Annotated in this window: 14 protein-coding genes, 2 tRNA genes and 1 rRNA gene; all 17 read left to right on the top strand. The window is 36.8% G+C overall.

The genetic code is table 11. From position 1 onward, the window contains the following. Positions 1 to 10: 10 nt before the first annotated feature. The 17 genes from FGL66_RS07250 (at position 11) to FGL66_RS07170 (ending at position 15,668) form a co-directional block, all read left to right on the top strand. A complete protein-coding gene (locus FGL66_RS07250; RefSeq protein WP_180809175.1) occupies positions 11 to 1,378 on the top strand; it encodes a UDP-N-acetylmuramoyl-tripeptide--D-alanyl-D-alanine ligase in 1,368 nt (455 codons plus the stop codon). Positions 1,379 to 1,588: 210 nt separating this feature from the next. Continuing rightward, positions 1,589 to 3,070 (top strand): degradosome RNA helicase CshA, encoded by a 1,482-nt coding sequence (gene cshA / locus FGL66_RS07245; protein WP_180809174.1) that lies wholly within the window; start codon positions 1,589 to 1,591, stop codon positions 3,068 to 3,070. Positions 3,071 to 3,197: 127 nt separating this feature from the next. Then, entirely contained in the window at positions 3,198 to 3,674 is a 477-nt protein-coding gene (locus FGL66_RS07240; protein ID WP_180809173.1) for a PH domain-containing protein, read from the top strand. Next, positions 3,667 to 5,178, top strand: coding sequence for a PH domain-containing protein (locus FGL66_RS07235; protein WP_180809172.1), 1,512 nt, complete (start codon positions 3,667 to 3,669; stop codon positions 5,176 to 5,178). Before FGL66_RS07240 ends, FGL66_RS07235 begins: the two co-directional genes overlap by 8 nt. Beyond that, complete coding sequence (locus tag FGL66_RS07230) at positions 5,162 to 5,761, top strand: PH domain-containing protein (protein WP_180809171.1); 600 nt, start codon at positions 5,162 to 5,164, stop codon at positions 5,759 to 5,761. The genes FGL66_RS07235 and FGL66_RS07230 overlap by 17 nt, the downstream gene beginning before the upstream one ends. After that, on the top strand, positions 5,758 to 6,123 hold the full coding sequence (gene acpS, locus FGL66_RS07225) for a holo-ACP synthase (protein ID WP_180809170.1): 366 nt from the start codon (positions 5,758 to 5,760) through the stop codon (positions 6,121 to 6,123). Before FGL66_RS07230 ends, acpS begins: the two co-directional genes overlap by 4 nt. A 45-nt stretch (positions 6,124 to 6,168) precedes the next feature. Then, the gene (gene alr / locus FGL66_RS07220) at positions 6,169 to 7,317 is read left to right on the top strand and encodes an alanine racemase (RefSeq protein ID WP_180809169.1); all 1,149 of its coding nucleotides are present in this window, start codon (positions 6,169 to 6,171) and stop codon (positions 7,315 to 7,317) included. A gap of 89 nt (positions 7,318 to 7,406) precedes the next feature. Further along, positions 7,407 to 7,577, top strand: coding sequence for a type II toxin-antitoxin system antitoxin MazE (mazE, locus tag FGL66_RS07215; RefSeq protein ID WP_180809168.1), 171 nt, complete (start codon positions 7,407 to 7,409; stop codon positions 7,575 to 7,577). Continuing rightward, the gene (locus FGL66_RS07210) at positions 7,578 to 7,931 is read left to right on the top strand and encodes a type II toxin-antitoxin system PemK/MazF family toxin (protein WP_180809167.1); all 354 of its coding nucleotides are present in this window, start codon (positions 7,578 to 7,580) and stop codon (positions 7,929 to 7,931) included. It abuts the gene before it with no gap. 396 nt (positions 7,932 to 8,327) lie between these two features. Continuing rightward, positions 8,328 to 9,341 (top strand): SpoIIE family protein phosphatase, encoded by a 1,014-nt coding sequence (locus FGL66_RS07205; RefSeq protein WP_374757658.1) that lies wholly within the window; start codon positions 8,328 to 8,330, stop codon positions 9,339 to 9,341. A 76-nt stretch (positions 9,342 to 9,417) separates the two neighbouring features. Further along, complete coding sequence (locus FGL66_RS07200; protein ID WP_180809165.1) at positions 9,418 to 9,744, top strand: anti-sigma factor antagonist; 327 nt, start codon at positions 9,418 to 9,420, stop codon at positions 9,742 to 9,744. Position 9,745: 1 nt separating this feature from the next. Further along, on the top strand, positions 9,746 to 10,228 hold the full coding sequence (gene rsbW, locus FGL66_RS07195; RefSeq protein WP_180809164.1) for an anti-sigma B factor RsbW: 483 nt from the start codon (positions 9,746 to 9,748) through the stop codon (positions 10,226 to 10,228). Continuing rightward, on the top strand, positions 10,200 to 10,970 hold the full coding sequence (gene sigB, locus FGL66_RS07190) for an RNA polymerase sigma factor SigB (protein ID WP_180809163.1): 771 nt from the start codon (positions 10,200 to 10,202) through the stop codon (positions 10,968 to 10,970). The genes rsbW and sigB overlap by 29 nt, the downstream gene beginning before the upstream one ends. A 224-nt stretch (positions 10,971 to 11,194) precedes the next feature. Next, entirely contained in the window at positions 11,195 to 13,348 is a 2,154-nt protein-coding gene (locus tag FGL66_RS07185; protein WP_180809162.1) for a Tex family protein, read from the top strand. Between the two features lie 433 nt (positions 13,349 to 13,781). Next, positions 13,782 to 13,864 (top strand) — tRNA-Leu (locus tag FGL66_RS07180). A gap of 44 nt (positions 13,865 to 13,908) precedes the next feature. Next, positions 13,909 to 13,982 (top strand) — tRNA-Gly (locus FGL66_RS07175). Between the two features lie 135 nt (positions 13,983 to 14,117). Next, positions 14,118 to 15,668, top strand: a 16S ribosomal RNA gene (locus FGL66_RS07170). The last annotated feature ends 57 nt before the right edge of the window (positions 15,669 to 15,725 follow it).

The following is a 15,725-nucleotide window of genomic DNA, read 5'->3' as shown; positions in this document are numbered from 1 at the left end:
TTGAGAACTTATGATAAATATTAGTTTAAAGCAATTGACAGACTGGATTTCGTGTGAAGTAGAAACACGTTTTTTAGATGTGATGATTCAAGGTGTTACAATTGATTCGCGTCATATCGAAGCAGGGCAACTTTTTATCCCTTTTAAAGGAGAAAACGTAGACGGTCATCGCTTTAGCGCACAGGCATTACAAGATGGTGCCGCTGCAACCTTCTTTCAAAAAGACAGTGATATTGAACCGCCAAAAGATAAACCGATCATCTGGGTAGAAGATACATTGATTGCATTACAGGAACTTGCAAAAGCGTATATCAGATATATAGATCCAACAGTTATCGCGGTGACAGGTTCTAATGGTAAAACAACAACGAAAGATATGTTAGAGAATACACTTTCAGCGAACTACAATGTCAAAAAAACACAAGGAAATTATAATAATGAGATAGGTATGCCACTCACTATTTTGCAGTTATCTCCCGAAACACAAATTTCTATTTTAGAGATGGGGATGTCGGGATTTGGTGAAATTGAATTGTTATCTCGTATTGCGCAACCGGATTTTGCTGTTATTACAAATATCGGTGAATCACATATGCAAGATTTAGGTTCTCGAGAAGGGATTGCACGTGCAAAATTTGAAATTGTATCCGGATTAAAAAAAGACGGTGTGCTGTTATATGATGGAGATGAACCTTTATTAACTGCACTTGTTGATACATTGGATACACGCAACACGATAAGTATTGGAACAGGTTTACAAAATGATATGCATTGTGAGATACACGCTCATGATGCAACTGGCATTACATTTTCTCTCAACCATAATGGAACGACACAGCGCTATCATATTCCTGTAATAGGTACACACAATATGAGAAATGCAGCTATTGCAATTTGTATTGCTGAAAAGTTAGGTGTCTGTCAACAAGTCATTCAACAACAACTTGATCAGTTAGCACTCACAGAAATGCGTATGCAACAATTTATCGCTCAAAATGGGGCAACAGTTATTAACGATGCTTACAATGCAAGCCCTACAAGTATGAGAGCAGCCATTGATACGATGACACAAATGGTGGGAAGAAAGATACTTGTATTCGGTGATGTTTTAGAGTTAGGTCCACAATCTGAACAGCTACATGCAAACGTAGGGGCATACTTAGAAAATAAACAGATTAATATGCTCTTTACATATGGAGAAGCTTCTTACGCATTATATGAAGAAGGTAAAAATCATGTGGACGAAGCACAACATTTTGTCTCTAAAACTGAACTTATTCAGAAGTTAACAGCATTATTTCAACCTGATGATATCGTATTAGTTAAGGGATCACGTGGCATGAAGTTAGAAGCAGTAGTAGAAGCACTTGTAAAATAGTATAAATGCATGATTGAAGTTAACCTTAATGTGTAAGCTGGAAGATACACATTAAGGTTTTTGTATTGAAGTTACATTTTTAGTGGGTCAATATGACTTACATATTCCCATTTATTGCGATATTAATGCTTAGGTGGTAATATGTAGAAGTTAGATTAAAATTATTTGACAGTATTATATGAGAATTTTGAAATAAAAAGGAGAATTACTTTGCAAAAATTTACAGAATTAGGTGTTTCAGAACGTACAGCTGAAACCCTTGAGTCAATGGGATTCACAGAACCAACCCCTATTCAAAAAGATAGTATCCCATATGCACTCCAAAATATTGATATATTGGGACAGGCGCAAACAGGGACAGGGAAAACAGGCGCATTTGGTATCCCATTAATTGAAAAAGTCATCGGTAAACAAGGTGTACATGCGTTGATTTTAGCACCGACACGTGAACTCGCAATGCAAGTGGCAGAGCAGTTACGTGAATTTAGCCGTGGTCAAAAAGTACAAGTTGTAACTGTTTTTGGTGGTATGCCTATTGATCGTCAAATTAAATCATTAAAACGTGGACCGCAGATTGTTGTTGGAACACCGGGACGTGTTATCGATCATTTAAATCGCCGTACGTTAAAAACACAAGATATTGAAACCTTAATATTAGATGAAGCAGATGAAATGATGAATATGGGCTTTATTGACGACATGCGTTATATTATGGATAAATTACCATCTGATAATCGTCAAACAATGTTATTTTCAGCAACGATGCCTAAAGCAATTCAAGAACTTGTACAAAACTTTATGAAGTCACCAAAGATTATTAAGACGATGAACAACGAAATTTCAGACCCGCAAATTGATGAATTTTATACCATTGTTAAAGAGTTAGAGAAGTTTGATACCTTTACTAATTTCTTGGATGTACATCAACCAGAGCTTGCAATTGTATTTGGACGTACGAAACGCCGTGTAGATGAATTAACAAGTGCATTGTTATCGAAAGGATATAAAGCTGAAGGGCTTCATGGTGATATCACACAAGCGAAGCGTTTAGAAGTATTGAAAAAATTCAAGAATGATCAGATTGATATTTTAGTAGCAACGGATGTTGCAGCACGCGGCTTAGATATTTCAGGTGTAAGTCATGTATATAATTTTGATATTCCGCAAGATACTGAAAGCTATACACATCGTATTGGTCGTACGGGGCGTGCAGGTAAGCATGGTATTGCTGTAACGTTTGTTAATCCAATTGAGATGGACTATATTCGTCAAATTGAACAAACGAACCGTCGTCAAATGCGTGCATTACGTCCACCACACCGCAAAGAAGTTTTACAAGCACGTGAAGACGAGATTAAAAACAAAGTTGAAAATTGGATGTCAGTTGATAAAGAACCGCGTGTTGAACATATAGCTAAGCAATTGCTTGAAACATATGATGCAGCTGATCTTGTGACATCATTATTGCAAGAACTTGTAGAGTCGAATGATGACGTGGAAGTACAACTGACTTTTGAAAAACCATTGGCACGTAAAAATCGTGGTCATAAAGGTGGTAATCGTAAAGGCTCAAATCATAAACGTCATAGTAAAAATAATCGCAAACAAAACTTTAATAAAAAAGGAAATTTCAAAAATAAACGTGAAGGCAAAGTGAAAAAAGGGCGTACATTTGCAGATCATCAAAAATAAAAGTTGTGTTAAAGGCTTGGACAGTATATATTGTCGAGCCTTTTTCATTTTTCACAAAGGTTGAATACAAAAGTTGGAGGAAAATGTTTATGTTATAATATACTCAAAAATAAAATAGGAGGTATAGATGATGAAAGGCGTACTCGAAAGAAGTCCAGAAACGGCTAAGCATTATTATAGGCGTTATTACGGTCTTGTATGGATAGCCATTACGCTACCGCTTATTTTAGCAATTACCCTCATATTTAAGTATGTAGGTTGGTCTTCATATTTATACATATTGATTGCGGTCATTATTCTTTTATGTATTTATTGTCTATTGAAACCCTATTTCAACTATCGTTATCATCGTTATCGCTTAACAGAAAATGTGTTAGAAGTACAAGCGCGTTTTTGGTTTCGCAAATACGAAGCTTTAAAAATAGAACGTTTACAATATGTACAATGGAAAAATGGTCCGTTAATGCGACGTCATAAATTGCAACGATTGACGCTTGTTACTGCAGGGCATGAAGTCGTATTACCGCTATTACATAAAACAGATGTTGTACGGATTGAACAATATTGTCTATCCTATTTAAAGGAGGAGGACAGCGATGTATAATCCGCAAAAGCTCCATCCTATATCATATGTTATGAGCATTTTTAGAGCGATTAAATCTAATATTGTTCCGATTTTTATTTTTGTATTATTTGTGATGAAAGACTTTGATTATCAAGATGTGAGTAACTATATTTTTCCGGGCATTTTATTTGTTTTTTTTCTTATTACATTTATAGGAGATATGATTAAAACGTACAAAACACGTTATTGGATTGAAAATGACCATTTTGTTGTGACCTCTGGATTATTTAATCTTGAACGAAAAGAGTTGAATATTTCACGTATACAATCGATGGATACATCACAAAACATGATTCATCAGATTGTAGGGGGCGTTCGTCTACAAATTCAAACGCCGAGTGACGGTATTGCGCTTGAAACTGTAACTAAAGCCCAAAGCGATAATATTCAAAAAGAGATAGAAAAAAGAAAAAGCGATATTCATAATACGGATAATGTAGGAGAAGGTCATATAAGCGCAGACAGTTTAGAGTCTGGAAGTGATACTTTAAATATACATAAAGAAGAGTTGTTGTATCGTCTTTCTACACAAAATTTATTGTTGATGGCGATGACAAGTGGGGCTATCTTTGTAACTTTTGCAACGTTAAGCCCGCTGTTAACAGCCTTATCTGAACATTTGCCGTGGAATCAACTCTATGATCAATTCGAAACACGCTTGCATGGTACATCTGTTTTTGTTGTGTCAATTGTCGCCGTGATTGTTATGATATCTTACGTTGTTGGAACGATTATTACGATGATACGTTACTTTAACTATACTTTAAACCGACAAGGCGAATATTTAACAATTCGCTATGGTTTATTTAAAGTTCAAAAAGTAACCGTACCGATTCAGCGTATTCAAGCAGTCATAGAACATAGAAGCTTTTTAAGAACATTATTCGGTTATACTGCATATGATTTTGTGATTACAAGTGATATGTCCATAGATTTGGACAATGATTTTGCTGATGGACGTGTAATGATTTTACCGTTTATTCGACGTCAAGAAGCTAGGCAACTCCTTACTGATATTGTGCCATCAATGAAATTTCATAATGTGAAATTAGGTTTACCTTGGAGAGGGTTTCATAGACGTTTTTGGGTGTTATCGCTTATTTTAATCATTATTGCGAGTGTTGTACATTACTATTATTGGCCATGGTTATGGTTTGGAGTAGCACCGATTATTATATATATGAGTCTAAATAGTATGATTGCAGTAAAAAAATCGGGATGGGCTTATAGTGAAGATGAAATGGCGATCCGACGTGTGACATACACAGGTTTTCGAACGACATATTTTAAACATGATAAGGTTTTGGGATGGGAGCGTCATGCACATCCGCTGATGACTCGGTCTGATTTAAGCCATTTTAGTTATAAATTGGCAAAGGGATCACTATATATGGATGTGGGCTTAAAATTTGTAGAACGCTGTGATGTTGATGCACTACAAGCATGGTATATAGGAGGTGGCACGTATGATGACAGATGGTAATTATAGGAGAATGGCAGAACAAGCCCCTAAAGTAATGCGTATAGTGTCACTGATTATTTCTGTTATTATAGGAATTTTAGCCGTTTTGCATTTAATTGTTAGCTTTTTTGTACCATTTCAAACCATCATGTGGTGGATAGCGGCAGGGCTTTTAGTAGTACTTATACTTTTTTTGATCATCTTTGTATGGCTTAAACCAGCCTATGCTTATCACATTTTTAGGTATAACTACTCAGAACAAGGTGTTGTTGTACGGAAAGGTTTTATTTTTGTAAAAGAACTAAAAATTCCTTTGTTCCGTATCCAAAACATTGATATTGATGAAGGATTTATTATGCGTAAGTATGGCTTAGCAACATTAACAGTTTCAACAGCAGGAGGCAATGCCCAAATCCAGCTTATTCCCAAAAAAGAAGCATTAAAGATTAAACGCATCATTCAAAAGAGAATCCTTGATGATATAGGACAACCAGAACGCAGGACAATAAGTCAAGAAGTACAGCATAGCGTGTCATCCATACCAGAAGAAAAATATGATAAAATAGAAGACACGCAATCAAACAATGAAGGTGAAAAAGTATGATATACGGAGTAGGGATAGATCTAGTTGAAATATCACGTATCCGACAACTTGTGGAGCACCAGCCTAAATTTATTGCACGTATATTAAGTGAGGGTGAAAAGCAGCAATATCATATGTTTACACATCCACAAAGACAACTTGAATTTTTAGCAGGACGTTTTGCTGTGAAAGAAGCTTTTAGCAAAGCACTAGGTACAGGGATTGGTAAGGAGATTGCGTTTAAAGAAATACATTGTGATAATGATGAAAATGGAAAACCTTATATTATATTTGAAGGGTTTATTGTACATGTATCTATTACACATACGATGCATTATGCGATGAGTCAAGTCATCATTGAACAGCAAGAAAACAAAAAATAACAAAGAAGTATAATAGATATTGAGCATGAGGAAGGTGACAAGGATTTGTCAGAAAAATATTATCGCAATACAACATTAACAGTAGATTTAGATGCTATTACTGAAAATTTTTATGCACTCACAAAATGTCATCCGAATAAAACAATGATGGCAGTTGTTAAAGCAAATTCATACGGATTAGGAAGTGTAGGTGTTGCGAACCACCTTTCAAAGTTAGGTGTAACTTTTTTCTGTGTCGCTACACTTGATGAGGCTATTGAACTACGCATGCATGGAATTAAAGAGAAAATATTAATATTATCAAGTATTCCTCCAGAGGCTATTAATAAAGCGATACAGCATCGTGTTGCTGTTGCTGTCCCTTCTAAAGAGTGGTTGGATGCTGCTATTGAGCATATTGATGAAGAAAGTACTAAGTCATTGTGGCTTCATATTAAGTTAGATACAGGTATGAACCGTCTAGGTATTAAAGATAGTGAGACGTATCAGGCGATCATTCATACCATTAATCAACACGAACAGCTTATATTTGAAGGGACTTTTTCACACTTTGCATCAGCAGATGAAGAAAATGATTCTGCACAACAGCAATATCAACGTTTTGAATCTTTGATTGAAAGTGCTGATAGACCAGCATACATTCATATTCAGAACTCTGCCGGTACATTACGTTTTGATCCAGAGATATGTAATGCTTTTCGACCAGGTATTGCATTATATGGCTATTATCCAAGCGAGTTTATTGAATCTAAAGGTACCGCACGTTTAAAACCAACTGCACGAGTAGAAACGACAGTTATGCAAGTGAAACAGTTGGAGGCAGGAGAAAAAATCGGTTATGGAGAAACATTTACAGCTTCGGAACGTATGCATATTGCTTTATTGCCTATTGGTTATGCAGATGGCTACTTGCGAGTAATGCAGGGAGCAAGTGTAAGTATCGATGGAAACCAATGTGAAGTTGTGGGTCGAATTAGCATGGATCAGACAGTGGTACGTGTCCCATCTCATATTAAACAAGGGGATCGTGTAGTTATACTAGACAATAAGGCGCATAACCCTCAATCATTAGAAGCGATTGCTATACAGCAACAAACCATTAATTATGAGGTGCTATGTAATTTGGGACGTCGTATACCACGTGTTTATAAAACGGAAAACCATGTAGATGTTTTCAATGAATTGTTAAAATAGTTATGGTGGTTTGAAATCATTTTTGTTATGATTATGAGTGATTAAAAGCGATTTTTAAAGTGTATTGAATTGATGTGGAGGGTCTTAGAATGTCAGTATTCAATCAAACAAAGTTTAAAAATTTAGAGCAGTCACTGAAGGAAGGTTATGCCCAAATGGCAGATTTGAATCTCTCCCTAGCAACAGAAGCCTATTCAGTCGAATGTGAAGCGTGCGATTGTAATGAATCACACTTATTATCAGATAAACAGGATGACTAAATGAAGCGTGGTGATGTGTTTCTAGCAGATTTGTCGCCAGTTAAGGGATCTGAGCAAGGGGGAGTAAGACCTGTCGTTATCATTCAAAATGATACTGGTAATAAATATAGTCCAACAGTTATTGTAGCAGCGATTACAGGGAGGATTAATAAAGCTAAAATTCCGACCCATGTAGAGATAGATAAAAACAAATACAAACTTGATAAAGACTCTGTTATTCTGTTAGAACAAATCAGAACGGTTGATAAAAAAAGGCTAAAAGAAAAACTTACTTTTTTATCAGACGACAAGATGAAAGAAGTGAACAATGCTTTAGGTATTAGTTTAGGTCTTCATGTTAATGCGTCAAAGTAGGTTAAACAATGTAAAGGTATCATTCAAGTCGTGTTAATATATTGCATTGTATGAGAAGAGGATATGCAATCGACTATGAACAAGTACAATATACAAGAGAGATATTAAAGCTGGGAAATATTATTGTTTCCAGCTTTTAATATGGCTTGAGTTATAGATCGTATGATTAAAATATTTAAATATATATACTAATTAACAGTGATAAAGGTCAAGATATACCATTTTCTAATTACGTGAATTTATAAAATTTAGTGATTAAAATTTTGTCTCATTTCTTCATATTGCTAGCATTGTTGAATGGTGTTATGTTTCAAGTGTGAAGTTTCTGTTACGTGTGTATCTTTGGTAATAATAAATATTCAAAGAGAATAATGAGACTAAAGCTCGAAAGAAGGAGTGCTAATATTGGCGCAATCAAAAAGAAATTATTATTTTGAATTGATCGAACGCTTTTTACAACATGAAGATAAAGAACGTGTGTTAGAACAAGCGCGTACATTTGCCAGTAACTTACCAGAAGAGAGTATTACACCAGAAGCAATCGTACATAGACATAAAACATATTTAGAACAGGGACAATACACACAACACGAGATTGCTCAGAGCTTAGATGTACTGGAAGCAGTGATTCAAAGCTTTGGCTATAATTATTCGGATTATAAACGATTAGTAGATCGTATGGAAGTGCACGATAAAGAGATGGATTTAGCAGCACGTTTACAACAAACCATGCTTAAAGCAGATATTCCCCAATTTGATAGTATTCAAATCGGTGTGATATCCGTAGCTGCACAACGTGTGAGTGGTGATTATTTCAACTTAATCGATCATAAAGATGGAACGATGAGCTTTGCAGTTGCAGATGTTATCGGCAAAGGTATACCAGCAGCATTAGCAATGAGTATGATTAAATTTGGTATGGATTCTTATGGACATTCACAATTGCCTAATGATGGATTGAAACGCCTCAATCGAGTAGTTGAAAAGAATGTTAATCAAAATATGTTTGTGACGATGTTTTATGGTTTGTATGAAGATTTGAATCATGTACTGTATTGTAGTTCCGCTGGTCATGAGCCGGGTTACATTTTTAGAGCAGCGTCAGATACTTTTGAAGAGATTACAGTTAGAGGACGTGTCTTAGGTGTAAGTCCTACTACGCGCTATCAACAGCAAGAAATAAAAATAGAACGTAATGACATGATTATTATTTTTACAGATGGGGTGACAGAAATACGAGATGAAGCAGGGAATTTTATTAACAAAGATTACTTGCTTAACTTCATTCTTAAATATAAAGACTTACATCCACAAGATATTGTACAAATGTTGTATGAAACATTGCTCCATCTACAACAAAAAAGTAAGCGTGATGATTTGACGATATTAATTATCAAACGGGTAGATTAAATACACCATAAAAGATTATAAGATGTAAAATAGGGTAAAATGGAGCGTAGAGATTAATTCTAGGAGTGTATAAACAATGAACCTTAATATAGAAACACAGGAGTACGATCAATATTACGAAATTACTGTTGCAGGAGAGCTAGATGTTGCCACAGTACCAGAGTTAGAAGCGGTACTATTACCAATTCGTCAAGAAGGAACGCATGATATTCATGTGAATCTTACAAATTTAACATATATGGATTCAACAGGTTTAGGTTTATTTGTAGGTACATTAAAAGCTTTAAATCAGCACGATAAAGCGTTGTATATTTTAGGAGTAAATGATCGTATTAAGCGTTTATTTGATATTACAGGTCTTGATGATTTAATGCATGTGAATCAAGGAACGGAGGTCGAATAACATGCCGTATGAACAAGATGTTATTGAAATGCGTTTGCCTGCTTCGCCAGAATATGTAAGTTTAATTCGATTGACATTATCTGGCGTCTTTAATCGTGCTAATGCCTCATATAATGATATTGAAGATGCTAAAATTGCGGTGAGTGAAGCGGTCACTAATGCTGTAAAACACGCATATAAAAACCAAGAAGAAAAAGGGTACATTACAGTTGTATTTGAATTGGCAGAAACATATGTTAAAGTTGTTGTTTCTGATCAAGGGGCTAGCTTTAATTATCAAGAAGCCAAACAACAATTAGGTCCTTATCAACAAAATGAAAATATTGATTTTTTACGTGAAGGCGGACTCGGTTTATTTTTGATTGAAGCATTAATGGATGAAGTAACTGTAAGCAAAGATGCTGGTGTGACGATTAGTATGATTAAGTATATAAAAAAAGAGCAGGTGCGAAACCATGACGAAAGCATCGAAACCAGTGAATAATGTTTCAGCAGAACAGATTAATGAATGGATTTTAGCACACCAAAAAAATCGAGACAAAGAAGCACAAGAACAACTTGTTAAGCATTATGAAAAACTAATAGAATCTCTTGCTTATAAATATTCAAAAGGGCAGTCCCATCACGAAGATTTAGTTCAAGTAGGAATGGTGGGGTTAATTGGCGCAATTAATCGTTTTGATTTATCATTTGATCGGAAATTTGAAGCTTTTTTAGTACCGACAGTTATCGGTGAGATAAAACGTTATTTAAGAGACAAAACTTGGAGTGTACATGTACCTAGAAGAATTAAAGAAATTGGTCCACGTATTAAGAAAGCGATAGATACGTTGACAAATGAATTGGAACGTTCTCCCTCCATAAGAGAAATTGCAGAATATTTAGAAGTGTCAGACGAAGAAGTGTTAGAAGCAATGGAAATGGGGCAGAGTTATAATGCGCTCAGTGTAGATCATTCAATCGAAGCAGATAAAGATGGCTCTACTGTAACATTGCTTGATATTATGGGGGCACAAGATGATAACTATGACTTGACTGAAAAACGTATTATTTTAGAACGTATTTTACCGATACTATCAGAGCGAGAACAAGAAATTATCCAATGCACATTTATTGAAGGACTAAGCCAAAAAGAGACAGGAGAACGTATAGGTTTAAGTCAAATGCACGTATCACGATTGCAACGAACGGCTATTAAAAAGTTGCAAGAGGCAGCGAAAGAGTAAAAACAGAAGGCTGTCGGATAGAGAGATTAAATTAAGCACAATGACTTTGCATAGCACTTTTGTTATGAAAAGTGTTGTGCTTATTTGTTAATTAGTAAAACAATGAACGTCTCGAATCATACATACTACGGAATCGATTAAAGTTTTTTAATAATTGTCATGTTAAAATGGAGTGTATATATTAAGTTGAATAACTGAATTGAAAAAAAGGAGCAGTAAGGAAAATGACAGACACACTTATTCAGTCTATACATAATGAATATCAATTTTCAGTGAAACAAATCAAATCAGTTTTAAAATTGTTAGAAGAAAAAAATACAATACCATTTATTGCACGTTATCGAAAAGAAGCAACAGGAGGATTGGATGAAGTAGCAATAAAAAAAATAAATGATCGCTATGCGTATATGGTGCATTTACAAAAGCGTAAAGAGGAAATTATACAGGCAATCGCACAACAGGGAATGTTAACAGAACAATTAAAGGCAGATATTTTAGCCCAAACTAAATTGCAACGTATTGAGGATCTTTATCGTCCGTATAAACAAAAGAAAAAAACACGCGCCACTGAAGCGAAACGTAAAGGGCTTGCATCATTAGCAACATGGATTTTAAAGCAACAATCTGACGTATCGCTTAAAGAAAAAGTGGAAGCATATATAAATGATGAAGTACAAACCTATGATGATGCGATTCAAGGCGCAAAAGATATTATTGCTGAAAAAATAGCAGATGATCCTAAATATCGTAAACAAATTTTACGTGAAGTATGGCATACGGGTCTACTTGTTACAAAACAAAAGAAAAATGGAGAAGATGAAAAAGGGATCTTCACGATGTACTATGATTATAGTGAACCGATCAAAAAAATTGCGAATCATCGTATTTTAGCAATGAATCGTGGTGAAAATGAAAAAGTTTTATCTGTGAAAATTGAAGCAGATAAAGATAAACTTTCACAGTTAGTACAACGCGTAGAAGTTAAGGGTGACGGAGCATCTTCACAAATTGTCAAAGCAGCGATTGATGATGCAATGAAGCGCTTAATTTTTCCGTCTATTGAAAGAGAGTTGCGTGGTGATTTAACAGAGAGGGCAGAAACACAGGCAATTCACGTATTTAGTGAAAACTTAAAAAACTTATTGTTACAATCTCCACTGAAAGGTAAGCAAATTTTAGGGATAGATCCAGCATTTCGTACAGGGTGTAAATTAGCTGTTGTCAATCCGTATGGTATGTTCCTGAATAAAAATGTTATATACCCACATCCACCAGCAGCCAAAGTTGAAGAAGCAAAGCGAATATTTTTAGAGATAGTAAAGGAATATGATATCGACTTGGTTGCGATAGGTAATGGTACAGCAAGTCGTGAAACAGAGCAGTTTGTAGCTGATATGATTCGACAGCATGATTTACATGTACAGTATGTCATTGTCAATGAGGCGGGTGCGTCCGTATATTCAGCGTCTGAAATTGCACGCCAAGAATTTCCGGATTTTCAAGTTGAAGAGCGAAGTGCAGTATCTATTGGACGTCGAATTCAAGACCCATTAAGTGAACTGGTCAAAATTGATCCTAAATCCATTGGCGTGGGTCAATATCAGCACGACGTGAATCAAAAAGCATTATCAGAAGCACTGAACTTTGTTGTTGAAACGGCGGTAAACCAAGTTGGAGTGGATATCAATACAGCATCAAGTACGTTACTTCAACATGTTGCAGGTTTATCAAAGCAAATTGCGAATAATATTGTGGATTATCGTGAAGAAAATGGTATATTTACGAAACATCAACAAATTAAAAAGGTGAAACGTCTAGGCGAAAAAACATTTGAACAATGTATAGGTTTTTTGCGTATTGTAGATGGTGTGGATCCACTTGACAATACAGCAATTCATCCTGAAAGTTATCAAGCAACATATGAATTGTTAAAGGCGGTTGGATTAACACGTCAAGACATTGGGACTACACAAGCTAAACAAGTACTCGCAAAACTGAATTTGCAGACATATGCAGAGCAATTAAATGTTGGCGTTCCTACATTGGAAGATATTATTAAATCTTTAATCGCACCGAACCGTGATCCGAGAGAAGACTATGAAACACCTCAACTGAAATCAGATATTTTATCTATCACAGATTTGACTAAAGGAATGAAGTTGAGTGGAACGGTGAGAAATGTTGTGGATTTTGGTGCGTTTGTTGATATTGGTGTCAAACAAGACGGTTTGGTACATATATCCAAAATATCTAAACAGTTTGTAAAACATCCAATGGATAAGGTAAATGTAGGAGATATTGTAGATGTATGGATTGAAAGTGTAGATAGTGAAAAAGAAAAAGTATCTTTGACAATGATCGATCCATATCAATCATAAATCTATGAAAGCTAAATGAACTGGGAAAAGGGACAGAGTATAGGTATTACGATGTCCCATCTCAGTAATGCTTTTTCATTGTTAAAGAATTACAGATAAGCTTTGAAAAAATAGATGTAAAAAGTGTAATAAAAGAGAGTGTTTAATACAGTCCCTAAAATGTACGCTAAAACATTTTATAAAAGTGATGATTTCTAGTTGACATTTTGACCGAGCACTTTTATAATAGCAAAAGTCGCTAATAAAAACAGAAGCGACGAAATAATTTGTTGACATATGAAAAGCAACATGATATATTTAGATACGTTGTTGAAATGAATGTTAATAACTGATTACAAAAATTAAATTAATGTTAAAAAATTGTTGACAACAAATAAACGTTTCGATATAATAAATCTCGTTCTAATAAAGTGAGTTGTCTCGAAATTACCGAGCGGTCGTGGCGGAATGGCAGACGCGCTAGGTTGAGGGCCTAGTGGGAGAGATCCCGTGGAGGTTCAAGTCCTCTCGGCCGCATCAACTTTTTGAAACGTTTAATATTATATAAAATAATAAATAATGCGGGTGTAGTTTAATGGCAAAACCTCAGCCTTCCAAGCTGATGTTGTGGGTTCGATTCCCATCACCCGCTCCATAATTAATACAAAATGAACATTGAAAACTGAATGACAATATGTCAACGTTAATTCCGATAAATTGAGTACTAACGATAGTACTTTCGAGAGTGATTGACTTAAACAATCAAACGAGCTATATCAAGCTTACTTCTTTTATGGAGAGTTTGATCCTGGCTCAGGATGAACGCTGGCGGCGTGCCTAATACATGCAAGTCGAGCGAACAGATGAGGTGCTTGCACCTCTGACGTTAGCGGCGGACGGGTGAGTAACACGTGGGTAACCTACCTATAAGACTGGAATAACTCCGGGAAACCGGGGCTAATGCCGGATAACATGTTGAACCGCATGGTTCAACAGTGAAAGACGGTCTTGCTGTCACTTATAGATGGACCCGCGCCGTATTAGCTAGTTGGTGAGGTAACGGCTCACCAAGGCGACGATACGTAGCCGACCTGAGAGGGTGATCGGCCACACTGGAACTGAGACACGGTCCAGACTCCTACGGGAGGCAGCAGTAGGGAATCTTCCGCAATGGGCGAAAGCCTGACGGAGCAACGCCGCGTGAGTGATGAAGGTCTTCGGATCGTAAAGCTCTGTTATTAGGGAAGAACAAACGTGTAAGTAACTGTGCACGTCTTGACGGTACCTAATCAGAAAGCCACGGCTAACTACGTGCCAGCAGCCGCGGTAATACGTAGGTGGCAAGCGTTATCCGGAATTATTGGGCGTAAAGCGCGCGTAGGCGGTTTTTTAAGTCTGATGTGAAAGCCCACGGCTCAACCGTGGAGGGTCATTGGAAACTGGAAAACTTGAGTGCAGAAGAGGAAAGTGGAATTCCATGTGTAGCGGTGAAATGCGCAGAGATATGGAGGAACACCAGTGGCGAAGGCGGCTTTCTGGTCTGCAACTGACGCTGATGTGCGAAAGCGTGGGGATCAAACAGGATTAGATACCCTGGTAGTCCACGCCGTAAACGATGAGTGCTAAGTGTTAGGGGGTTTCCGCCCCTTAGTGCTGCAGCTAACGCATTAAGCACTCCGCCTGGGGAGTACGGTCGCAAGACTGAAACTCAAAGGAATTGACGGGGACCCGCACAAGCGGTGGAGCATGTGGTTTAATTCGAAGCAACGCGAAGAACCTTACCAAATCTTGACATCCTTTGACCGCACTAGAGATAGTGTTTTCCTCTTCGGAGGACAAAGTGACAGGTGGTGCATGGTTGTCGTCAGCTCGTGTCGTGAGATGTTGGGTTAAGTCCCGCAACGAGCGCAACCCTTAAGCTTAGTTGCCATCATTAAGTTGGGCACTCTAAGTTGACTGCCGGTGACAAACCGGAGGAAGGTGGGGATGACGTCAAATCATCATGCCCCTTATGATTTGGGCTACACACGTGCTACAATGGACATTACAAAGGGCAGCGAAACCGCGAGGTCAAGCAAATCCCATAAAGATGTTCTCAGTTCGGATTGTAGTCTGCAACTCGACTACATGAAGCTGGAATCGCTAGTAATCGTAGATCAGCATGCTACGGTGAATACGTTCCCGGGTCTTGTACACACCGCCCGTCACACCACGAGAGTTTGTAACACCCGAAGCCGGTGGAGTAACCTTTTGGAGCTAGCCGTCGAAGGTGGGACAAATGATTGGGGTGAAGTCGTAACAAGGTAGCCGTATCGGAAGGTGCGGCTGGATCACCTCCTTTCTAAGGATATATACGGAACATCATCTCAGATGATGATAGCGGATTAACGTGACATAT

It is taken from the genome of Staphylococcus sp. 17KM0847, from assembly GCF_013463155.1.
In the GTDB taxonomy this organism is placed as follows: domain Bacteria; phylum Bacillota; class Bacilli; order Staphylococcales; family Staphylococcaceae; genus Staphylococcus.
The sequence above is the reverse complement of the archived record's forward strand: the minus strand, read 5'-3'. Positions and strand labels throughout refer to the sequence as shown.

Bases quoted from the DNA above. Each gene is read 5' to 3' on its own strand.
- FGL66_RS07210 (WP_180809167.1), top strand. From the start codon at position 7,578: ATGAAGCGTGGTGATGTGTTTCTAGCAGATTTGTCGCCAGTTAAGGGA.
- acpS (WP_180809170.1), top strand. From the start codon at position 5,758: ATGATATACGGAGTAGGGATAGATCTAGTTGAAATATCACGTATCCGA.
- FGL66_RS07250 (WP_180809175.1), top strand. From the start codon at position 11: ATGATAAATATTAGTTTAAAGCAATTGACAGACTGGATTTCGTGTGAA.
- sigB (WP_180809163.1), top strand. From the start codon at position 10,200: ATGACGAAAGCATCGAAACCAGTGAATAATGTTTCAGCAGAACAGATT.
- FGL66_RS07235 (WP_180809172.1), top strand. From the start codon at position 3,667: ATGTATAATCCGCAAAAGCTCCATCCTATATCATATGTTATGAGCATT.
- rsbW (WP_180809164.1), top strand. From the start codon at position 9,746: ATGCCGTATGAACAAGATGTTATTGAAATGCGTTTGCCTGCTTCGCCA.
- FGL66_RS07230 (WP_180809171.1), top strand. From the start codon at position 5,162: ATGATGACAGATGGTAATTATAGGAGAATGGCAGAACAAGCCCCTAAA.
- FGL66_RS07240 (WP_180809173.1), top strand. From the start codon at position 3,198: ATGATGAAAGGCGTACTCGAAAGAAGTCCAGAAACGGCTAAGCATTAT.
- FGL66_RS07200 (WP_180809165.1), top strand. From the start codon at position 9,418: ATGAACCTTAATATAGAAACACAGGAGTACGATCAATATTACGAAATT.
- FGL66_RS07185 (WP_180809162.1), top strand. From the start codon at position 11,195: ATGACAGACACACTTATTCAGTCTATACATAATGAATATCAATTTTCA.
- mazE (WP_180809168.1), top strand. From the start codon at position 7,407: ATGTCAGTATTCAATCAAACAAAGTTTAAAAATTTAGAGCAGTCACTG.